This is a genomic window from Kitasatospora viridis (assembly GCF_007829815.1).
GTDB lineage: Bacteria > Actinomycetota > Actinomycetes > Streptomycetales > Streptomycetaceae > Kitasatospora > Kitasatospora viridis.
The window spans coordinates 5807264-5823163 of the sequence record NZ_VIWT01000001.1; the positions used below are offsets into that span (position 1 = coordinate 5807264).

12 protein-coding genes are annotated in these 15900 nt (G+C 72.7%); 5 read left to right on the forward strand and 7 right to left on the reverse strand.

From position 1 onward, the window contains the following. The first annotated feature begins 644 nt into the window (after positions 1–644). A complete protein-coding gene (locus FHX73_RS26075; RefSeq protein WP_145907589.1) occupies positions 645–899 on the forward strand; it encodes a phosphopantetheine-binding protein in 255 nt (84 codons plus the stop codon). A gap of 69 nt (positions 900–968) precedes the next feature. Continuing rightward, positions 969–1430: a GNAT family N-acetyltransferase gene (locus FHX73_RS26080; RefSeq protein WP_145907592.1), complete on the forward strand. Its 462-nt coding sequence runs from the start codon at positions 969–971 to the stop codon at positions 1428–1430. 43 nt (positions 1431–1473) lie between these two features. Here the strand turns inward: FHX73_RS26080 and FHX73_RS46440 are convergent, their stop codons facing one another. From FHX73_RS46440 to FHX73_RS26115, 7 genes are all read right to left on the reverse strand, one after another. Further along, a complete protein-coding gene (locus tag FHX73_RS46440; protein ID WP_246213721.1) occupies positions 1474–4224 on the reverse strand; it encodes an RICIN domain-containing protein in 2751 nt (916 codons plus the stop codon). A gap of 266 nt (positions 4225–4490) precedes the next feature. After that, positions 4491–5156, reverse strand: coding sequence for a phosphoribosyltransferase (locus FHX73_RS26090; protein WP_145907595.1), 666 nt, complete (start codon positions 5154–5156; stop codon positions 4491–4493). 90 nt (positions 5157–5246) lie between these two features. Beyond that, entirely contained in the window at positions 5247–6209 is a 963-nt protein-coding gene (locus tag FHX73_RS26095) for a cytochrome c oxidase assembly protein (RefSeq protein WP_145908537.1), read from the reverse strand. A gap of 104 nt (positions 6210–6313) precedes the next feature. Continuing rightward, positions 6314–7453, reverse strand: coding sequence for a PP2C family protein-serine/threonine phosphatase (locus FHX73_RS26100; protein WP_145907598.1), 1140 nt, complete (start codon positions 7451–7453; stop codon positions 6314–6316). 175 nt (positions 7454–7628) lie between these two features. Further along, positions 7629–8123 carry a cold-shock protein gene (locus tag FHX73_RS26105; RefSeq protein WP_342795320.1) on the reverse strand — a complete coding sequence of 165 codons (495 nt, stop codon included), beginning with the start codon at positions 8121–8123 and terminating at the stop codon, positions 7629–7631. Between the two features lie 114 nt (positions 8124–8237). Next, positions 8238–9227 (reverse strand): zinc-dependent alcohol dehydrogenase family protein, encoded by a 990-nt coding sequence (locus FHX73_RS26110; protein ID WP_145907605.1) that lies wholly within the window; start codon positions 9225–9227, stop codon positions 8238–8240. A 139-nt stretch (positions 9228–9366) separates the two neighbouring features. Further along, entirely contained in the window at positions 9367–10365 is a 999-nt protein-coding gene (locus tag FHX73_RS26115; RefSeq protein WP_145907608.1) for a 2-hydroxyacid dehydrogenase, read from the reverse strand. A 631-nt stretch (positions 10366–10996) separates the two neighbouring features. Here FHX73_RS26115 and FHX73_RS26120 point away from each other — a divergent pair. Genes FHX73_RS26120 through FHX73_RS26130 form a run of 3 tightly spaced genes read left to right on the forward strand, consistent with a single transcriptional unit; the run spans position 10997 to position 15899 of the window. Next, positions 10997–12157: a GNAT family N-acetyltransferase gene (locus FHX73_RS26120; RefSeq protein WP_170305027.1), complete on the forward strand. Its 1161-nt coding sequence runs from the start codon at positions 10997–10999 to the stop codon at positions 12155–12157. Further along, entirely contained in the window at positions 12154–13353 is a 1200-nt protein-coding gene (locus FHX73_RS26125) for a LuxE/PaaK family acyltransferase (protein WP_246213722.1), read from the forward strand. The genes FHX73_RS26120 and FHX73_RS26125 overlap by 4 nt, the downstream gene beginning before the upstream one ends. Beyond that, the gene (locus FHX73_RS26130; protein ID WP_145907613.1) at positions 13350–15899 is read left to right on the forward strand and encodes an acyl-CoA reductase; all 2550 of its coding nucleotides are present in this window, start codon (positions 13350–13352) and stop codon (positions 15897–15899) included. Before FHX73_RS26125 ends, FHX73_RS26130 begins: the two co-directional genes overlap by 4 nt. The last annotated feature ends 1 nt before the right edge of the window (position 15900 follow it).

The window sequence follows — 15900 nt, forward strand, 5'->3', positions numbered from 1 at the left end:
AACCGCTGCTGCACTGAACCGCTGCTGCGCCGGGCCGCGCCCGCGGTCCGGTGAATGTTCCGGTCGGTGAATCCGGCGGCCGTCAACGCGTGCCGGAGTTCCGCCTCGGCATGAATCCGGCGGTGCCCGTCGTGGCAGAAGATCCGATTCGGCATGAATTCCTCGTGCGCGGGCATCGCCGGTCCGGCCCGCATCAGTTCCAGCCGCCGCCAGTGGCGTTCGAAGAATCCGCCAGCGCTGTCCCGGTGGCCGTCGGCGTCTGGTGGCAGCGGAATGTTTCCGACCAGGTGCTCCGTATGCGCTCAGTCCATGCAGCCGGTCCGTGGCCTGCGCCAGATCCGCCGCAACGGGCCAGTTCACCGGAGAATTCCGCCACCCGGTCCGCCGGTGAATCGGGGTCCTCGTAATTCCATTCTGGCGTGTTCACGGCCATTTCCATCGGGCGGCGCGGGCTGGTGTCGAGGAATTGGTACAGACCTTGACCCGACGACCTTTCTCTGCCAATCTCGGATCGGCGCCGGACAATCGCTCCGTTGTTCCCGCGCCGGAATTCCGGGATTCCCGCCGGTGATCGCCCGCACCGGTCGGACCCGTCATGGAAGACCCCCGCCATGGAAGACCCCAGCCGTGAAAGGAGAGGGCTGATGCAGGAACAGGTGCGCGCCTTCGTGCTCGCCGCACTCACCGGGATGGACTACGACCTCTCGGGGGTGACCGGTGCGACCAACCTCGGTCCGTCCGGGCTGGACCTGGAGTCGCTCGCGCTGGCCGACCTCGCGCTGCAGGTCGAGGAGCGCTTCGGGATCCAGTTCGACCTGGACGAGATGGAGGCCAACGCGCTCATGACGCTCGACGAGTTCGCCGCCGAGGTGGCCGGCCGGATCCCCGCCCCGGCCTGAGCAGGCAGCACGCTTGCGGAGCGGAAAATGCCGTGGCCACGGTCCGGGTCCGGCTGCTTGGATCCGATCATGACGACACATCTGCCCGCCGGCTACCGACTCTCCACCGACCCGGCCCGGTTGGACGCCGACCGGGTGCACCGCTGGCTCTCCGAGGACACCTACTGGGCCGGCGGCCGCACCGTCGACAGCCACCGCAGGGCCGTCGAGAACTCACTCAACTTCGGTGTCTACGACGAGGCTTCGGGCGAGCAGGTGGCCTACGCCCGGATCCTCACCGACCTCGCCACCTTCGCCTGGCTGTGCGACGTCTACGTGGCCCGGCCGGCCCGCGGCAAGGGCCTGGGCACCGCCCTGGTCGAGGAGATCCGGGACCACCTGGCGCCCTACGGCCTGCGCCGGATCATGCTGGCCACCCGGGACGCGCACGGCGTCTACGCCAAGGCCGGCTTCGCCCCGCTCGCCAACCCGGACGTCTTCATGGTCCACGGCGAGAACGTGGTCAGCTTCCGGGCCGACGACGAGGGGTGACCCGCTGCCGTCGCCGGCCCGTGCGGGCCGGCGACGGCTCGGATCAGACCTGCGTCCAGCGCTGGTTCGCCGAACCGGAGCAGGTCCAGAGCTGCACCGGACTGCCGTTGTCCGTCGCGCCGTTCGTCACGTCGAGGCAGAGCCCGGAGGCCGTGGCGCGGATCGAACCGTCAGTGGCCAGGGACCACTTCTGGTTCGCGGACCCGCTGCAGGGCCAGAGGATCACCCGGGTGCCCGGCACGGTGCCCGCGCCGTCGGCGTCCAGGCACTGGCCCTTGACGGTCAGTGAGCCGTCCGGGTGCGGGGTCCACTGCTGGTTGAGGCCGCCGCCGCAGTCCCAGATGTCCACCTGGGTGCCGGCGGTGGTGCTCGCCCCCGGGTCGTCGAGGCAGCGCCCGGAGGCCGCGCCGACCAGCGCGCTGCTCTTCGGCAGCCCGATCGTCACCGACCCCAGGCTGCGCGGCTGGGTGGCCGGGGTGCCGGTGACTGTCGCCACGGTGCGTCCCCGGACCGGGTCGGCGACCTGCTGCACCACGTAGGAGGAGCCGCGCACGGCCGGGATGGTGAGCTGCGCGGCGGTGGTCGCCTTCACCACCACGGTCGTTTCGTCGGTGCCGTCGACCACCTGGACCTGGTGGCCGGGCCACGGGTTGCGCAGCTTGATGCTGCCGGTGGAGCCGGCGTTGATGCCGACCGGGCCGATCTGCCCGCCGTGCACCTGGACCGAGACCTTGTCGGCGCCCTGGATGAAGACGGTGCCGTCGGCGTCCCAGCCCGGCGGCAGGGCGGGGGCGATCCGGACCAGCCCGTCGTAGTCCTGGACCAGGGCCTCGTCGAGCGCCGCCGCGGTGACGCCCTGCTGCTCGGCGTAGAAGTCCTGGGCGAAGAAGTTGGCGAAGCCGGCCGGCAGCGTCTGGTACTTCTCGGTGAGCGCGGTCAGCGTGCTGCCCACCTCGCTGCCCAGGCCCAGTCGGGCGGCGTCCAGCGGGTCCAGGTTCCAGTCGTTGGCCAGCGGGTAGGGCCGGACGGCGTAGCTGCGCTTGGCGAGGTCGGTGAGCGGGCCGCTGTCACCGATCACGCCGTACGGCCAGACCGGTTCGAGGCCGATGTTCTCGCTGTTGTGGTTGGTCGCCGCGGGATCGTAGGAGGGGGCGATCACGTCCTGCCCGGCGGCGTCCGCGGCGGGCGTGAGCAACTGGGTGCGGGTGGCGGCGTCGGTCCGCGCGAACGGGAGCACCTTGGGGATCGCGGCGTTCAGCTGGGCGACCAGATCGGCGTCCTGGCCCAGGAGTTGGGCGGCCTGGACGGTCGCGGGGAAGAGCGTCTGCTCGGCGGCCAGGTCGGTGGTGGGGTCGTGCACGTCCCACTGGGTCTCGTGCGCGTTGGACGGGTAGGTGTGCAGCTTGCCGTCCGCTCCGGTGGTCGCGTAGGCCAGCAGGAAGCGCGCGGACTGGGCCATCAGCGGGTAGTTGGCGGCCAGGAAGGCGCGGTCACCGGTCATCTGGTACTGCTGCCAGACCCAGAGGCCGACCTCGGCCCCGGTGGTGATGGTCCGGGCGTTGTAGTAAGGGCCGCTGGAGGCATCGCAGTTGAGGCCCGGACTGGACAGCCAGGTCTCGTACTCGTAGCCCTGGCCGTTGAAGCGCATCGTCTCGGGCACGCAGATGCCGGGCCGGCCGCCCATGTGGGCCTGGGTCCAGGCCTGCATGGCCGGCAGGTTGTCGCGGTAGAGGCTGAAGTACGGGTCGTTGAGGCTGAACGCGCCGGCCGACAGGTTCACCTGGACCTGCATCCGCAGGTTCCAGTGCCAGTACGCGCCGGGGTCCCAGTTGCGGGAGTCCTGGTAGGGCGAGAACAGGTCGCCCTCGCCGGCCTGCGAGCCGGGGTAGGTGTCCCGGCTCTCCGCGGCGGCGTCGTAGAGGTCCAGGGTGCGCAGGTTCTCCAGGTAGTCGGCGCTGCCGTCGGCCGAGGAGAACCTGGCCAGCCCGATGCCGCCCCAGAAGCCGTGCCACCAGGCGAGATGGGCCGCGCTCAGGCTCGCCGAGGGCAGCGTGGCGTCGGTGCCGAGCAGACTGTCCGCGGTGGCCAGGGCGTCGCCGCCGGCCCAGTGCGGGGCGGCCGTGACCACCCGGAAGCTGCCGTCGGCGTTGGGCGTGAAGGACACCTGCACCGTCTCCGGGTCCACGACGGCGGCGGTCACCGCCTGCCCGCCCGCGGTGATCGCCCCGAGCGAGCCGAAGGTCGAACCGCTGGCGCCGGGCTGGGAGTTGTCCACCCAGGTCTCGCCGAGGGCGGCCACCTGGCCGGCCGCCAGGGCCTGCGGCGAGCGGCCGGACCAGAGCGCGAGCCGTGCGGTCTGCGGGGTGGCCGGGTCGGCGCCGGTCACGTCGACCACCATCTCGTCCTTGTCGGCCCGGATGTAGACGGTGGCGGTCATGCCGCCGCCGGACTCCACCAGGGTGCCGTCGTACAGGTCCAGGTGGGCGGCGAAGTCGGGCGCCGAGGTGAGCTTGGCCAGCCCCGGAATGGTCAGCCAGCCGGGGGACTTGCGGTCCGGCAGGGTGTCGGACCGGTTGAGCTGGGCGGTGAACCCGCCGGCCGCCCAGACGGCGGCGCCCAGGGTGCCGTTGCCCAGCGGCAGGGCCTGGGTCTGGTCGCGGTTGGGACCGGCCAGGACCACGTCCGAGCGGCGGACCAGGTCCGGGGTGTCGACGGTGAAGCGGCCGGCCTGCCAGGCGGTGGTGGCCGGCGGCTGTGCGGGTCTGGCGGCGGCGATGGTGAGGGAGCTCGCCATCACGAGACCGAGGGCGGTCCCGGTGGCGGCGGTCCTGCTGAATCCGGCCCTGCTGAATCCAGGCATGCTGGTGAGGCGCCTCTCTGCGCAATGGGGGTTGCTGATGGCACGTCAGTAGTGCGAGCGGGGTGGGGCCTCGGGGGATGGCCCGAAGATACGAACAGATTCGCTCGGAATCACTCAGAACCGAACGGACCGGGGGTCAGACAACTCCTCCCCGGAGCGGACGTCAAGGCTTCGCGCAGAACTTTCGCCCGCGCCGCGGGTCAAGCCCGCTCGCCGGCCGTCGCGAGCAGCCGGCGCACCTCCTGGTCGGTGGTCTGGTCGAAGTCCTCGTAGTACTGCCCGACCGCCATGAAGGCCGGCGGCGCGCTCAGGCAGACCAGGTCGTCGGCCAGCGGCCCGAGCACCCGCAGGGCCTCCGGCGCGGTCACCGGCACGGCCAGCATCAGCTCGGCCACCTCGCGCCGGCGCAGCACGGCCAGCGCGGCCCGCACCGTCGCACCGGTGGCGATCCCGTCGTCCACCACGACCACCGACCGGCCCGCCACCTCCAGGGGCGGCCGGTCCCCGCGCAGCCGCCCGGTCCGCTCGGCCACCTCGGCCGAGGTGGCGGTGGCCAGCTGCTCCAGCCGCTCGGCGGAGACGCCCAGCGCCGACACGATGTCGTGGTTGAAGAGCCGGATCCCGCCCTCGCCGACCGCGCCGAGCGCCAGTTCCGGCTGCCCGGGCGCGCCGATCTTGCGCACCACCAGGATGTCCAGCGGCGCCCCCAGCGCCCGGGCCACCTCGAAGGCCACCGGCACCCCGCCGCGCGGCAGCCCGATCACGATCGGCTGGTCCGCGGCCCAGGAGGCCACCCGCTTGCCGAGCAGTCGCCCGGCCTCGGCGCGGTCGCGGAACCTCGGCCGGTGCGCTTGGAACACGGTCATCGTCCTCACCCACCCTCCAGCCTGCCACCACGTGCGGGAGCCCCGCCCACCCGGAGGTGGACGGGGCTCCCGTGCGTGTCGGCGGCCGGCTCAGCCGGCCTCGGCCGGCCGGTTGCCGCGGCCTTCGAGCGAGGCCAGGTAGGCGTTGTAGGCGACCAGCTCGGCGTCGCCGTCGCGCTCCGCCGCCCGGTCCTTGCGGTTGGCGTGGCGCTGCTCCGACTTGGCCCACTGGAAGACCAGGGCGACCAGCACCACGGCGGTCGGGATCTCGCCGAAGGCCCAGGTGATCCCGCCGGCCATCTTCTGGTCCGCCATCAGGTCGGTGCCGGGCGGGGCGCCGGCCGCGTTGAAGGTGGTGACCAGCTGAGTGGTCGCCATCATCACCGCGACGCCGAAGAAGGCGTGGAACGGCATCCCCATGAACAGCTCCAGGATCCGCATCACCGGGCTCGGCCGGTGCGGTCCCGGGTCCACGCCCATGATCGGCCAGAAGAAGAGCAGCCCGACCCCGAGGAAGTGCACCATCATCGCCAGGTGCCCGATCCGCGACTGCATCAGCGAGTCGAAGATCGGCGTGAAGTAGAGGCCGTAGAGGCTGGCGATGAAGAGCGGGATGGTGAACGCAGGGTGCGAGAGCACCTTGACGTACCGGCTGTGCAGCAGCGCCACCAGCAGCTCGCGCGGTCCGCGCGGGCGGCCCTTGCCGGCCGGCCGCAGCGCCCGCAGGGCCAGCGTGATCGGCGCGCCGAGCAGCAGCAGGATCGGCGAGAGCATGCTGAGCACCATGTGCTGCATCATGTGCGCGCTGAACAGCGCCATGCCGTAGTCGTTCAGCCCCGAGCAGGTGACCGCGACGACGGTGAGCACGCCGAGCAGCCAGGCCACCACGCGGCCGACCGGCCAGCGGTCGCCGCGCGCCCGCAGCCGCAGCACCCCGGCGCCGTACAGGCCGGCGGCCAGCAGGCAGCCGATCAGGAACGGCCAGTCCGGGGACCAGGTGAGCACCGAGTGCAGGGTGAACGGTCCGAGCATCCCGCCACCGTGGTGGTGCATCCCCGACATTCCGTCCATCCGCGGTCCTGCTTTCCCTCGTCGTGCGCCGGGACGACCGATGGTCCGGTTCGTCCGTTTTTCATCTGCTCCACCCTACGGGCGCCCTACACCCCGGCAGCCCCCGGGGTGGGCTCCGGGCGGGGCCGGCCGGCGATCACCACGGCGACGTCGTCGCTGGCGTGGCTGCCCCAGCTCAGCAGGTCGGCGCGGAGCAGGTCGAGCACCCGCCGGGAGGTTCCGGCGCTCCAGCCGGCCACCCGCTCCACCAGCGGGTAGAACTCGCCCGCCGGGTCGCGGGTCTCGCTGACCCCGTCGGTGTAGAGCAGCAGCCGGTCGCCGGGGCCGAACGGCACGGTGTCCACCGGGTGGTCGTCGTCCAGCAGCGGGGAGAGGTTGAGCGGCAGGGCGGGCGCGGAGGGCTCCAGCGGCCGCACCTCGCCGTCGGCGCCGAGCAGCAGCGGGGGCGGGTGGCCGCAGTTCAGCAGCCGGGCCACCGGCTCTTCGGCCGGCAGCTCCAGCAGCACGGCGGTGGCGAACCGCTCGCTGGCGTCCGAGCCCGGCACCTGCTCGGCGTAGCGGATCATGCTGGTCTCCAGCCGGCGGACCAGCGAGCCGAGGTCGGGCGCCTCGTAGGCGGCCTCGCGGAACGAGCCGAGCAGCACCGAGGCGGCCTCCACCGCCGCGAGCCCCTTGCCCTGCACGTCGCCGACGATCACCCGGACGCCGAAGCCGGTGCGCAGCGCCTCGTAGAAGTCGCCGCCGATCCGGGCCTGGGCGGCCGCGGCGGCGTACAGCAGGTCCAGGTCCACGCCGGAGAGCCGGGGCGGCAGCGGCCGCAGCAGCACCTGCTGGGCGGTGTCGGCGACGGCGTGGATCTCGGCCAGCTCGCGCTCGCGGCTCTGCCGGACGTGGCTGACGAAGCAGGCCGCGACGGTCACCGCGGTGATCACCAGCATCGCGGTGAGGAAGGAGGCCGGGTGCAGCTCGCTGACCCGGCGGAACGAGAGCAGCACCTCGAAGGCGGCGGCCAGCACGCCGAACGCGGCGGTGGCCGGCACGTTCCAGGTGGCGGCGGCGAGCGCGGGCGCGGCGGAGAGCACCCGGTCGAAGCGCTGCTGCCCCGGGGTGGCGACGTCGACCACGGCCGCGAGCGCGATCAGCAGGAACGGCGACCAGCGGGTGAGCTCGCCGACGGACCCCGCCCGGCGGTGGCCGTCCGGGCCGCGCCGGGATGGTGTACGCACCGACTCAGGCTAAGCGGCGCGCGCGGCCCGGGGCGGGTGCGCCACGGCCGCGCTCGCGCCGTCAGTCGATCGGATGGTGGTTGTCCGACCGTCCGATCGACCGTCAGGCTGCTGTTCGAACCTACGGATTGACCGATCGTCGGTCCGCCAGGTCGTCAGTCCGCCGGGGTGCCGCTCAGCTCTCCAGCCAGTTGTGCTGACGGGCCAGGCCGAGCACCGCGCGGCGGATCGCCAGGATCTGGCTGCCGGTCAGCGAGGGCGCCGACTCCAGCAGCGCCTCGGTCAGCTCCTGCTGGAACTCGGCCCCCGAGAGCACGTCGCACAGGCCGTCGTTCGGCTCGTCCCGGCTGCTCCACGGCGGCAGGATCGGCGCCGGCACGCGCTGCACGCCGACCCCTTCGCGGACCGGCGCGTCCACCAGCCGGACCCGGGAGGCCTTCATGCCCCGGTCGCCGTGCTCCGCCTCGAAGGTGACCGCCAGCCCGGCGCGGAACTGGTGCTTCTCCCCGAGCAGGTCGTTGGCGTGCATGAAGAGGTCCTCGCCCCCGCCGTCGGGCGCGATGAAGCCGTACCCGCGAACCTCGTCGAACCGCAGAATGTGCCCTGTAGACGCCACAGTTACCCCAATTGCGTACTCGAACCCACACCTCGTCAGCCGTCGGTACCGCACGCGGCGCCGGCGCGCCGCCACTTTACCGCGACGCCCGCTCCCCGGTCAGGGGAACGGCGGACGGCGCCCGAGGGGTGGGCCGGGCCGCACCCCTCGGACGCTCGTGGCCGATCGTCAGTCGACGGTGACCAGGATCTTGCCGATGTGCTTGTTCGACTCCAGGTACTCGTGCGCCGTGACGATCTCGTCCAGCGGGAAGCTGCGGTCGATCGCCGGGTCCAGCCAGCCCTCCGCCAGGCCCGCGGTGACGAACTCCAGCGCCCGGGCCTTGCGCACCGGGTGCGCGGTGATCTCGAAGACCACGTAGCCGCGGATGTTGATGCCCCGGCCGATCGCCGCGCGCGGGAACGGGGTGGGCTGGTTGCTCAGGCTGCCGTAGAGGAAGAGCGTGCCGCCGCGCGCGGTGAGCTGGGCCAGGTCGTTGAAGCCGGGGCCGGCCACCGGGTCGAAGACCACGGTGGCGCCGGCGCCCTCGGTCAGCCGCAGCACCTCGGTCGCCAGGTCCTGCTCGTCCGTCACCACCACGGCCGCCGCGCCGGCCTCCTCCAGCGCCGCCTTCTTCGCGGCGGTGCGGGTGACCGCGATCGGCACCGCGCCCAGCCGGCCGGCGATCCGGATCGCGGCCAGGCCGACGCTGCTGGAGGCGGCCGGGATCAGCACGGTGTCGCCCTTGCCGATGCCGGCGATGTCGACCAGCGCGCCGTAGGCGGTCAGGTACGGCATCCAGACCGCCGCGCCCTGCTCCAGGCTGACCTCGGCGGCCAGCTTGACCAGCGCGGAGACCGGCACCACGGCCTGCTCGGCGTAGACCTGGTAGTCGTTCATCGAGAAGGTCGGCAGGATCGACACCCGGTCGCCGACGGCGAAGCCGCTCTCCCCGTCGCCGACCTGCTCGATCACGCCGGCCGCCTCGTAGCCCAGGCCCGCGGGCAGCTCCCGGGCCTGCTCGATGTACCGGCCGGCGCGGAAGCTGGCCTCCGCGCGGTTGAGCCCGATCACCCGGATCCGGACCAGCGCCTCCCCGGCCCCGGGCACGCCCGGCGCCGCCTCCTCCAGCCGCAGCACCTCGGGCCCGCCCAGCTCATGGAACCGAACGACTCGCATAGCGTTCCTCCACATCTGACGATCAGACAACTACGAGCACAGTAAAGGGGATCAAGGTGAACAGCGGTTGATCGGACCATCAGGTGGACGGGCCCGGAACTGGCTTCGGGACCGCACTGCCTCGGGCACCGCCGGTGCGTCAGCCGCTCAGCGGCACCAGGGTGTTCCCGTTGCGCCGCCCCGCGGCGAAGTCCTCGACGTTGCGGGCGGTGGCGTCGATGATCTGGCCGACGGCGGTGCGGGTGAAGTAGGCCTGGTGCGAGGTGACCAGGACTTGGGGGAAGGTGACCAGGCGGGCCAGGGTGTCGTCGGTGATGCCCTGGATCGAGCGGTCGGTGAAGAAGACCCCGGTCTCCTCCTCGTAGACGTCCAGGCCGACGCCGGAGAGCCGGCCGGCCCGCAGGGTCTCGACCAGGGCGGCGCTGTCGACCAGGCCGCCCCGGCTGGAGTTGACCAGGATCGCGTCGTCCTTCATCCGGGCCAGCGCGGCGGCGTCGATCAGGTGGTGGGTGGCCGGCAGCAGCGGCACGTGCAGGCTGACCAGGTCGGCGCGGGAGAGCAGTTCGGGCAGTTCGGTGTAGGTCATGCCGAGCTCCCGGCAGGCGGGGTTCTCGGCTAGGTCCCAGCCGAGCAGCTCGGTGCCGAAGCCGTGCGCGATCCGGGCGAAGCACTCGCCGATCTTGCCGGTGCCGATCACCCCGACGGTCATGCCGTGCACGTCCCGCCCGAGCAGCCCGTCGAGCCGGAAGTCGAACTCCCGGGACCGGCTCGCCGCCCGGGTGAGCCGCCGGTTGACGGCCAGCGCCAGCGCCCAGGCGTGCTCGGCCACCGCGTAGGGGGAGTAGTGCGAGACCCGGGCGACGGTGAGGCCCAGCTCGGCCGCCGCCGCCAGGTCGATGTTGTTGAACCCGGTGGAGCGTTGGGCGACGAGCTCGGTGCCGCCGGCGGCGAGCAGGGCCAGGGTCTCGGCGTCCAGCTCGGCGTTGACGCTGGTGGAGACCACCGGGAAGCCGGCGGCCAGCGGCGCGGTGTCCCGGTTCAGGAAGAGGGACAGCACCCGCAGGGCGTGGCGGCCGGCGAAGGCCTGTTCCAGCAGTGGCCGTTCGTCGGCCTGGACGCCGAAGGCGATGATCTCCATGCGGAGCACGCTACCGAGGAGCTCGTGAATCGCGTGGTACGCCTCGCGGAGGCCTCGCAACACCGGCCCGTCCCATTAGGTCGCTCCCCTCCGCATTTCTCCCTGCACATGCCAATGGGCCGTCATTTCCGTCCCGGCCGCCCCGATGCGCGTTTCCCTGAGCACGCCCCGCCGCCTTTCCCCGGAGTTCACGGGAACGTCGATCGCCATCCTTGCCACCGTGGCAAAAGTGCGGACACCGCCGAACTCCGGGCAATCGATCGGCCATTGTCCGAAAAGCGTCGCACCGGCGGCCGGAAAGCCACGACCCGGCCCGGCGAACCGTGCTCATCCTGTGATCTCAGTCGCACTCGACGTCCATGTGGGCAGGTCAGCGAACTGACACATGGTCAACTTCGGCCCACGGCAGCTAGAGTGAACGAGTCGACCGCGCCATCGCGCGGCCGTCTCCTCCTTTCGGCCGCAGGCCGCCGGGCACCCCACTCCGGCGGAATCGCGGCACGGTGACCCGCCCTACGCGGATTCCCGCATGCGACCCGACCCCACCGGGGCGCGCATTCGATCGCGAGGACTGCCCACCCTGGCGTTCCGGCGTGATCCGCCGGTGCACCGGCAAGACTGGGGAAGTGTTTTGACGCAGCGGTTCTCTGCCGTCGAGCAGAGCGACATCAATGGACTGTTAGCACTCTATCGACAGGTCTACGGCAGCGGGTACGCGCTGCCGATCGGCACCGATCCCGCCGTGACGGCACGGGAGATCGCCGCCCCGAACACCACCTGGCTCGCCGCCCGGGAGCCGGCGGGCGGCCGGATCGTCGGGACCATCATCGGCACCCTCGACCCCGAGGAGCGGCTCGGCAAGCTCCAGGGCCTGGTGATCCACCCCGAGGCCCGCGGCACCGGCCTGGCCCACCTGGCGGTGCGTCAGCTCGCCGAGGCACTGCTGAGCGGAGCCGGCGACCGCCCGCCCGCCGACTCGGTCTACGCCACCGCCCGCACCAACTCGACCGCGCCGCAGCGCGTCTGCCTGAGCGCCGGGTTCCGGGCCCTGGGCATCTTCCCCAACCTGCGCAAGGCCGACGAGCACGAGACCATGGTGCTGCTCGCCAAGCACCGCCCGGGAGTCCTGGACCGGCGCCTGCCGGTGGAGCGGGTGCCCGCGGGCCTGGCCGACCTGGTCCGCGCGCTGCACCAGGCGGTCGGCCTGCCCGAGCAGCCGCTGCCCGCGATCGACCACGAGCCGCTGCCCGAGCGCCGCCGCCGGTCCGCCGACGTCGAGATGGAGTTCGTCGACGCGCCGCGGTTCGTGGCCCGCCGCACCGCCGAGGCGCTGCCCGACCCGGAGCAGCGCTTCTACCCCTTCCACACCCCCAACGTGCTGCTCTCCTCGGCGGACGGCGCGCACGAGGTCTACGCCCAGCTGAACCGCACCGACGGCTACTGCGCGCTGATCGGCACCGCCGGCGGCGCGTTCGCGACGCTGGCCCCGGTCTTCGAGGGCCTGGTCGCCCGGCTGGCCGAGGGCGGCGCCTCGCACATCGAGGCGCTGCTGCCGCTGGACCGCTACGAGGACCTGCGGCTGCTGCTCGCGCACGGCTTCCTGCCCGCCGCCGCCTACCCGGCGATGCGCCGTCAGGGCGAGGGCTTCCGGGACTACGTGGTGATGACCCGCAGCCTCCAGCCGCTGGACTTCCGCGGCCTGTCCATCGACGCGGCCTTCCAGCCGTTCACCGAGCAGTACATCGAGCTGTGGAAGCAGCAGTACCTCAACACGCACGAGGTGTTCCAGTGAGTACGACCACCCCGGTGGACCTGGCGAGCCGTTACCTCGAACCGGTCCAGGTGCCCGACCCGGAGGCGCTCGCCCACGTCCAGCGGCTCTTCGACGTGGCCGAGCCCTACCTGGCCGGCCCCGAGCTCGACGAGCTCTTCGTGCGGGCGATGAACGAGTCCAACGCCTGGCACGCCGCCCGCTCGCCGTTCTTCGGCAAGCTCTGGGAGTCCGACCCCGCCGCCCGGCGCCCCCTGGAGTCGGCCGCCGACCTGGCCCGACTGCCCTTCGTGCACGCCAACTTCTTCAAGGCGCACGAGATCGTCTCGATACCCGAGCAGGACGTGCGGATCCGGCTCACCTCCTCCGGCACCACCGGGCAGAAGTCGCAGATGTTCTTCGACGACTGGACGCTGCGCAACGGGCAGCGGATCGTCGCTCGGATCTTCGACTCCTACGGCTGGCTCGGCGAGCAGGAGCCGGTTAACTACCTGCTCACCAACTACCAGCCGCGCCCGGGCCTGAACCTCGGCACCTCGTTCACCGACGAGTACCTGGCCCACTTCGCGCCGGTCCGCTCGGCCGAGTACGCGCTGAAGCACACCGGCAGCGGCCACGAGTTCGACCCGTTCGGCTGCGTGCGGGCGCTGCTGCGGTTCGCCGAGGAGGGCGCCCCGGTCCGCATCCTCGGGTTCCCCGCCTTCCTCTCCTTCACCCTCGACCGGATGCGCGAACTCGGCCTGCCGCCGATCCGGTTGAACCCGAAGTCGCTGGTGGTGTTCGGCGGCGGCTGGAAGGCCAACGCCGACCGGCAGGTGACCAAGCCCGAGCTGTACCGGCGCATCCACGAGCAACTGGGCATCCCGGACGAGCGGATCAGGGACGGCTTCGGCGCCGTCGAGCACTCGGTGCTCTACATGGAGTGCGCCAACCACCACCTGCACGTGCCCACCTGGTCGCGGCTGATGGTGCGCGACGTGCGCACCCTGCGCCCGCTCGGCCACGGCGAGCGCGGCTACGCCCAGTTCATCTCGCCCTACATCACCTCGGTGCCCGCCCAGTCCGTCCTGATGGCCGACCTGGTCTCCCAGCACGGCCCCGAGGAGTGCGGCTGCGGGCTGCCCACGCCCTGGTTCACCGTGCACGGGCGGGCCGCGCTCAGCCGCAACCGCAGCTGCGCCGTCGCCGCCGCCGAACTGCTCAAGGGGAAGTCGTGACCACCGCACCGCACACGCCCGCCGAGGACCGCCCGCACTACTGGCAGGGCGAGTTCCTCACCGACGACCAGGCCGGCCGCCGCCTGGACGAGCTGGACGCCGACGTCCGCTCGGTGCTGGCCGAGCCGCGGCTCAGCCCGCTGACCGTGCTGGCCGCCTGCGACCTGCTGTCCGCCGCGCTGCGCGACCCCGGGAGCGCCCAGCGCAAGCTGCTGGCCGAGGAGTTGGCCGCCGCCCGGGTGGACCCGGCCGAGGCCGGCCGCACCCTGCGCGACGTCGCCGGGGCGCTGGACCGCGAGGCGCTGGAGACCAAGCTGATGCGCGAGCTCGGCGGGACCGACCCGGGCCGCCTGGCCCGCTTCGACTTCCGCCGGGAGATCTTCGAGGGCTGGCTGCCGGTCGGCCTGCTGGTGCACGTCGCGCCGGGCAACGCGCCCGCCGCCGGCGCGCTGAGCGTCATCGAGGGCCTGCTCGCCGGGAACGTCAACGCGGCCAAGACCAGCGGCGGTTCGCGCTTCACCCAGCAGCTGCTGGCCCAGCTCGCGGCCCTCGACCCGAGCGGCGCGATCGCCCGCCGGGTGATCGTGCTGGCCTTCCCCTCCAGCCGCACCGACTGGCTGGAGCGGCTCTGCGCCCCCGCCGACGCGGTGGCCGCCTGGGGCGGCGAGGAGGCGCTGGCCGGTGTGGCCAAGCTGGTCCCGGCCGGCTGCCGGCTGGTCGACTGGGGGCCGAAGCTCTCCTTCGCCTACCTCACCGAGCACCGCTGGGCCGATGCGGACACCCTGCGCGGGATCGCCGCCGACGTCTGCCGGCTCGACCAGCAGGCCTGCTCCAGCCCGCAGTTGGTCTACCTGGACACCGAGGACGAGGAGCAGGTCCTCGCCTTCGCCGAGCGCTTCGCCGCCGTGCTGGCCGAGGCGGTCGGCGAACTCGACCTGCCCGAGCGCGATCCGCTGGAGAGCGCGGAGATCAGCAACACCGTGCAGGTGGCCACCCTGGAGCAGCACCTGGGCCTGACCCGGGTGCACGCCGACCCGGACGGCGACTGGCACGTGCTCGCCGACCTGCGCAGCGCGCTGCGCGCCTCCCCGCTGCACCGCACGGTGTGGGTCAAGCCGCTGCCGCGCACCCGGATCGTCGAGGTGCTGCGCCCGATGCGCCGCTACCTGCAGACGGTCGGGCTCGGCGCCGACCGGACCGACACCGCCGCGCTGGCCGGCCTGGTGCTCACCGCCGGCGCCCAGCGGGTCACCGTCCCCGGCGCCATGCTGGACAGCTACAACGGCGAACCGCACGACGGCGTCTACGCCTTGCAGCGCTACAGCCGCCGGGTGGACGTCCAGCTGGACGAGCGCTTCCGCTCCGACGCCTGCCTCGACGACCTGCTGGGCGTGCGCGAACTGACGGTCCCCCAGGTCCCGGTGACGGGCAAGGACGAGTTCGACCGGCTGCAGGGCGACGGCGCCCGGGCCGAGGTGTTCTTCCGCAGCGGCGGCAGCTCCGGCGCCCCCAAGCTGTCGGCCTTCGCCTGGGACGACTACCACGAGCACATGCGCTCGGGCGCCGAGGGCCTGCTCGCGGCGGGCTTCGACCCGCGCACCGACCGGTCGATGAACCTGTTCTTCGCCGGACAGCTGTCCGGCGGGTTCCTCAGCTTCCACTCGGTGCTGGAGACCCTGCGGGCCGTGCAGTTCCCGATGGCGGGGCAGGAGGACCACGCGATGGTCGCCCGCGCGATCGTCGACAACCGGGTGGACACCCTGTTCGGCATGCCGAACTACCTGCTGCGGGTCTTCACCGAGGGGGCGGCCGAGCTGCGCGCCTACCGGGGCGTGCGGAAGGTGTTCTTCGGCGGCGAGCACTTCCCGCAGCGCCAGCAGGACTGGCTGCGCGAGGAGTTCGGCGTGCAGCTGATCCGCTCGGCGGCCTACGGCAGCGTGGACGCCGGCCCGCTCGGCTACCAGTGCGCGCACGCCGGGGACCGGGTGCACCACCTGTTCAGCGGCGTGCAGACGCTGGAGATCCTGGACCGCACCGAGGACCGCCCGGCGGCCCCGGGCGAGCCCGGGCGCCTGGTCTTCACCGCGCACACCCGGCGCGGCCAGCGGCTGGACCGCTACGAGGTCGGCGACCTCGGCCGCTGGGTCGAGGGCGACTGCCCGTGCGGGCGGCGCACCCCGCGGTTCGAACTGCTCGGCCGCTTCGGCGACATCTTCCGGGCCGGCGGCCACTTCCTCAACTACCGCCGGTTCGTGACGATCGCTCAGGAGTCCCTGGACCACCTGGGCGCGGTCCAGCTGCGGGTGGCCGACGGCGCCGACTCGGCCGTCACCACGCTGACCGTGCTGCTCGGCGGTTTCGAGCCGGGCGAGCGCGACTCCGCCCTGCTGGCCGAGGCGTTCCTGGCCGACTACCCGCAGCTCGCGACCGACGTGGTGCAGGACCGGGTGGTCGACCTGCGGGTCGAGGCGGTGCCGGTGGACGCGCTGGCCCGCACCGCGGCCAGCGGCAAGCTGCGCGAGGTGGTCGACCTGCGGGTCGGCTGAC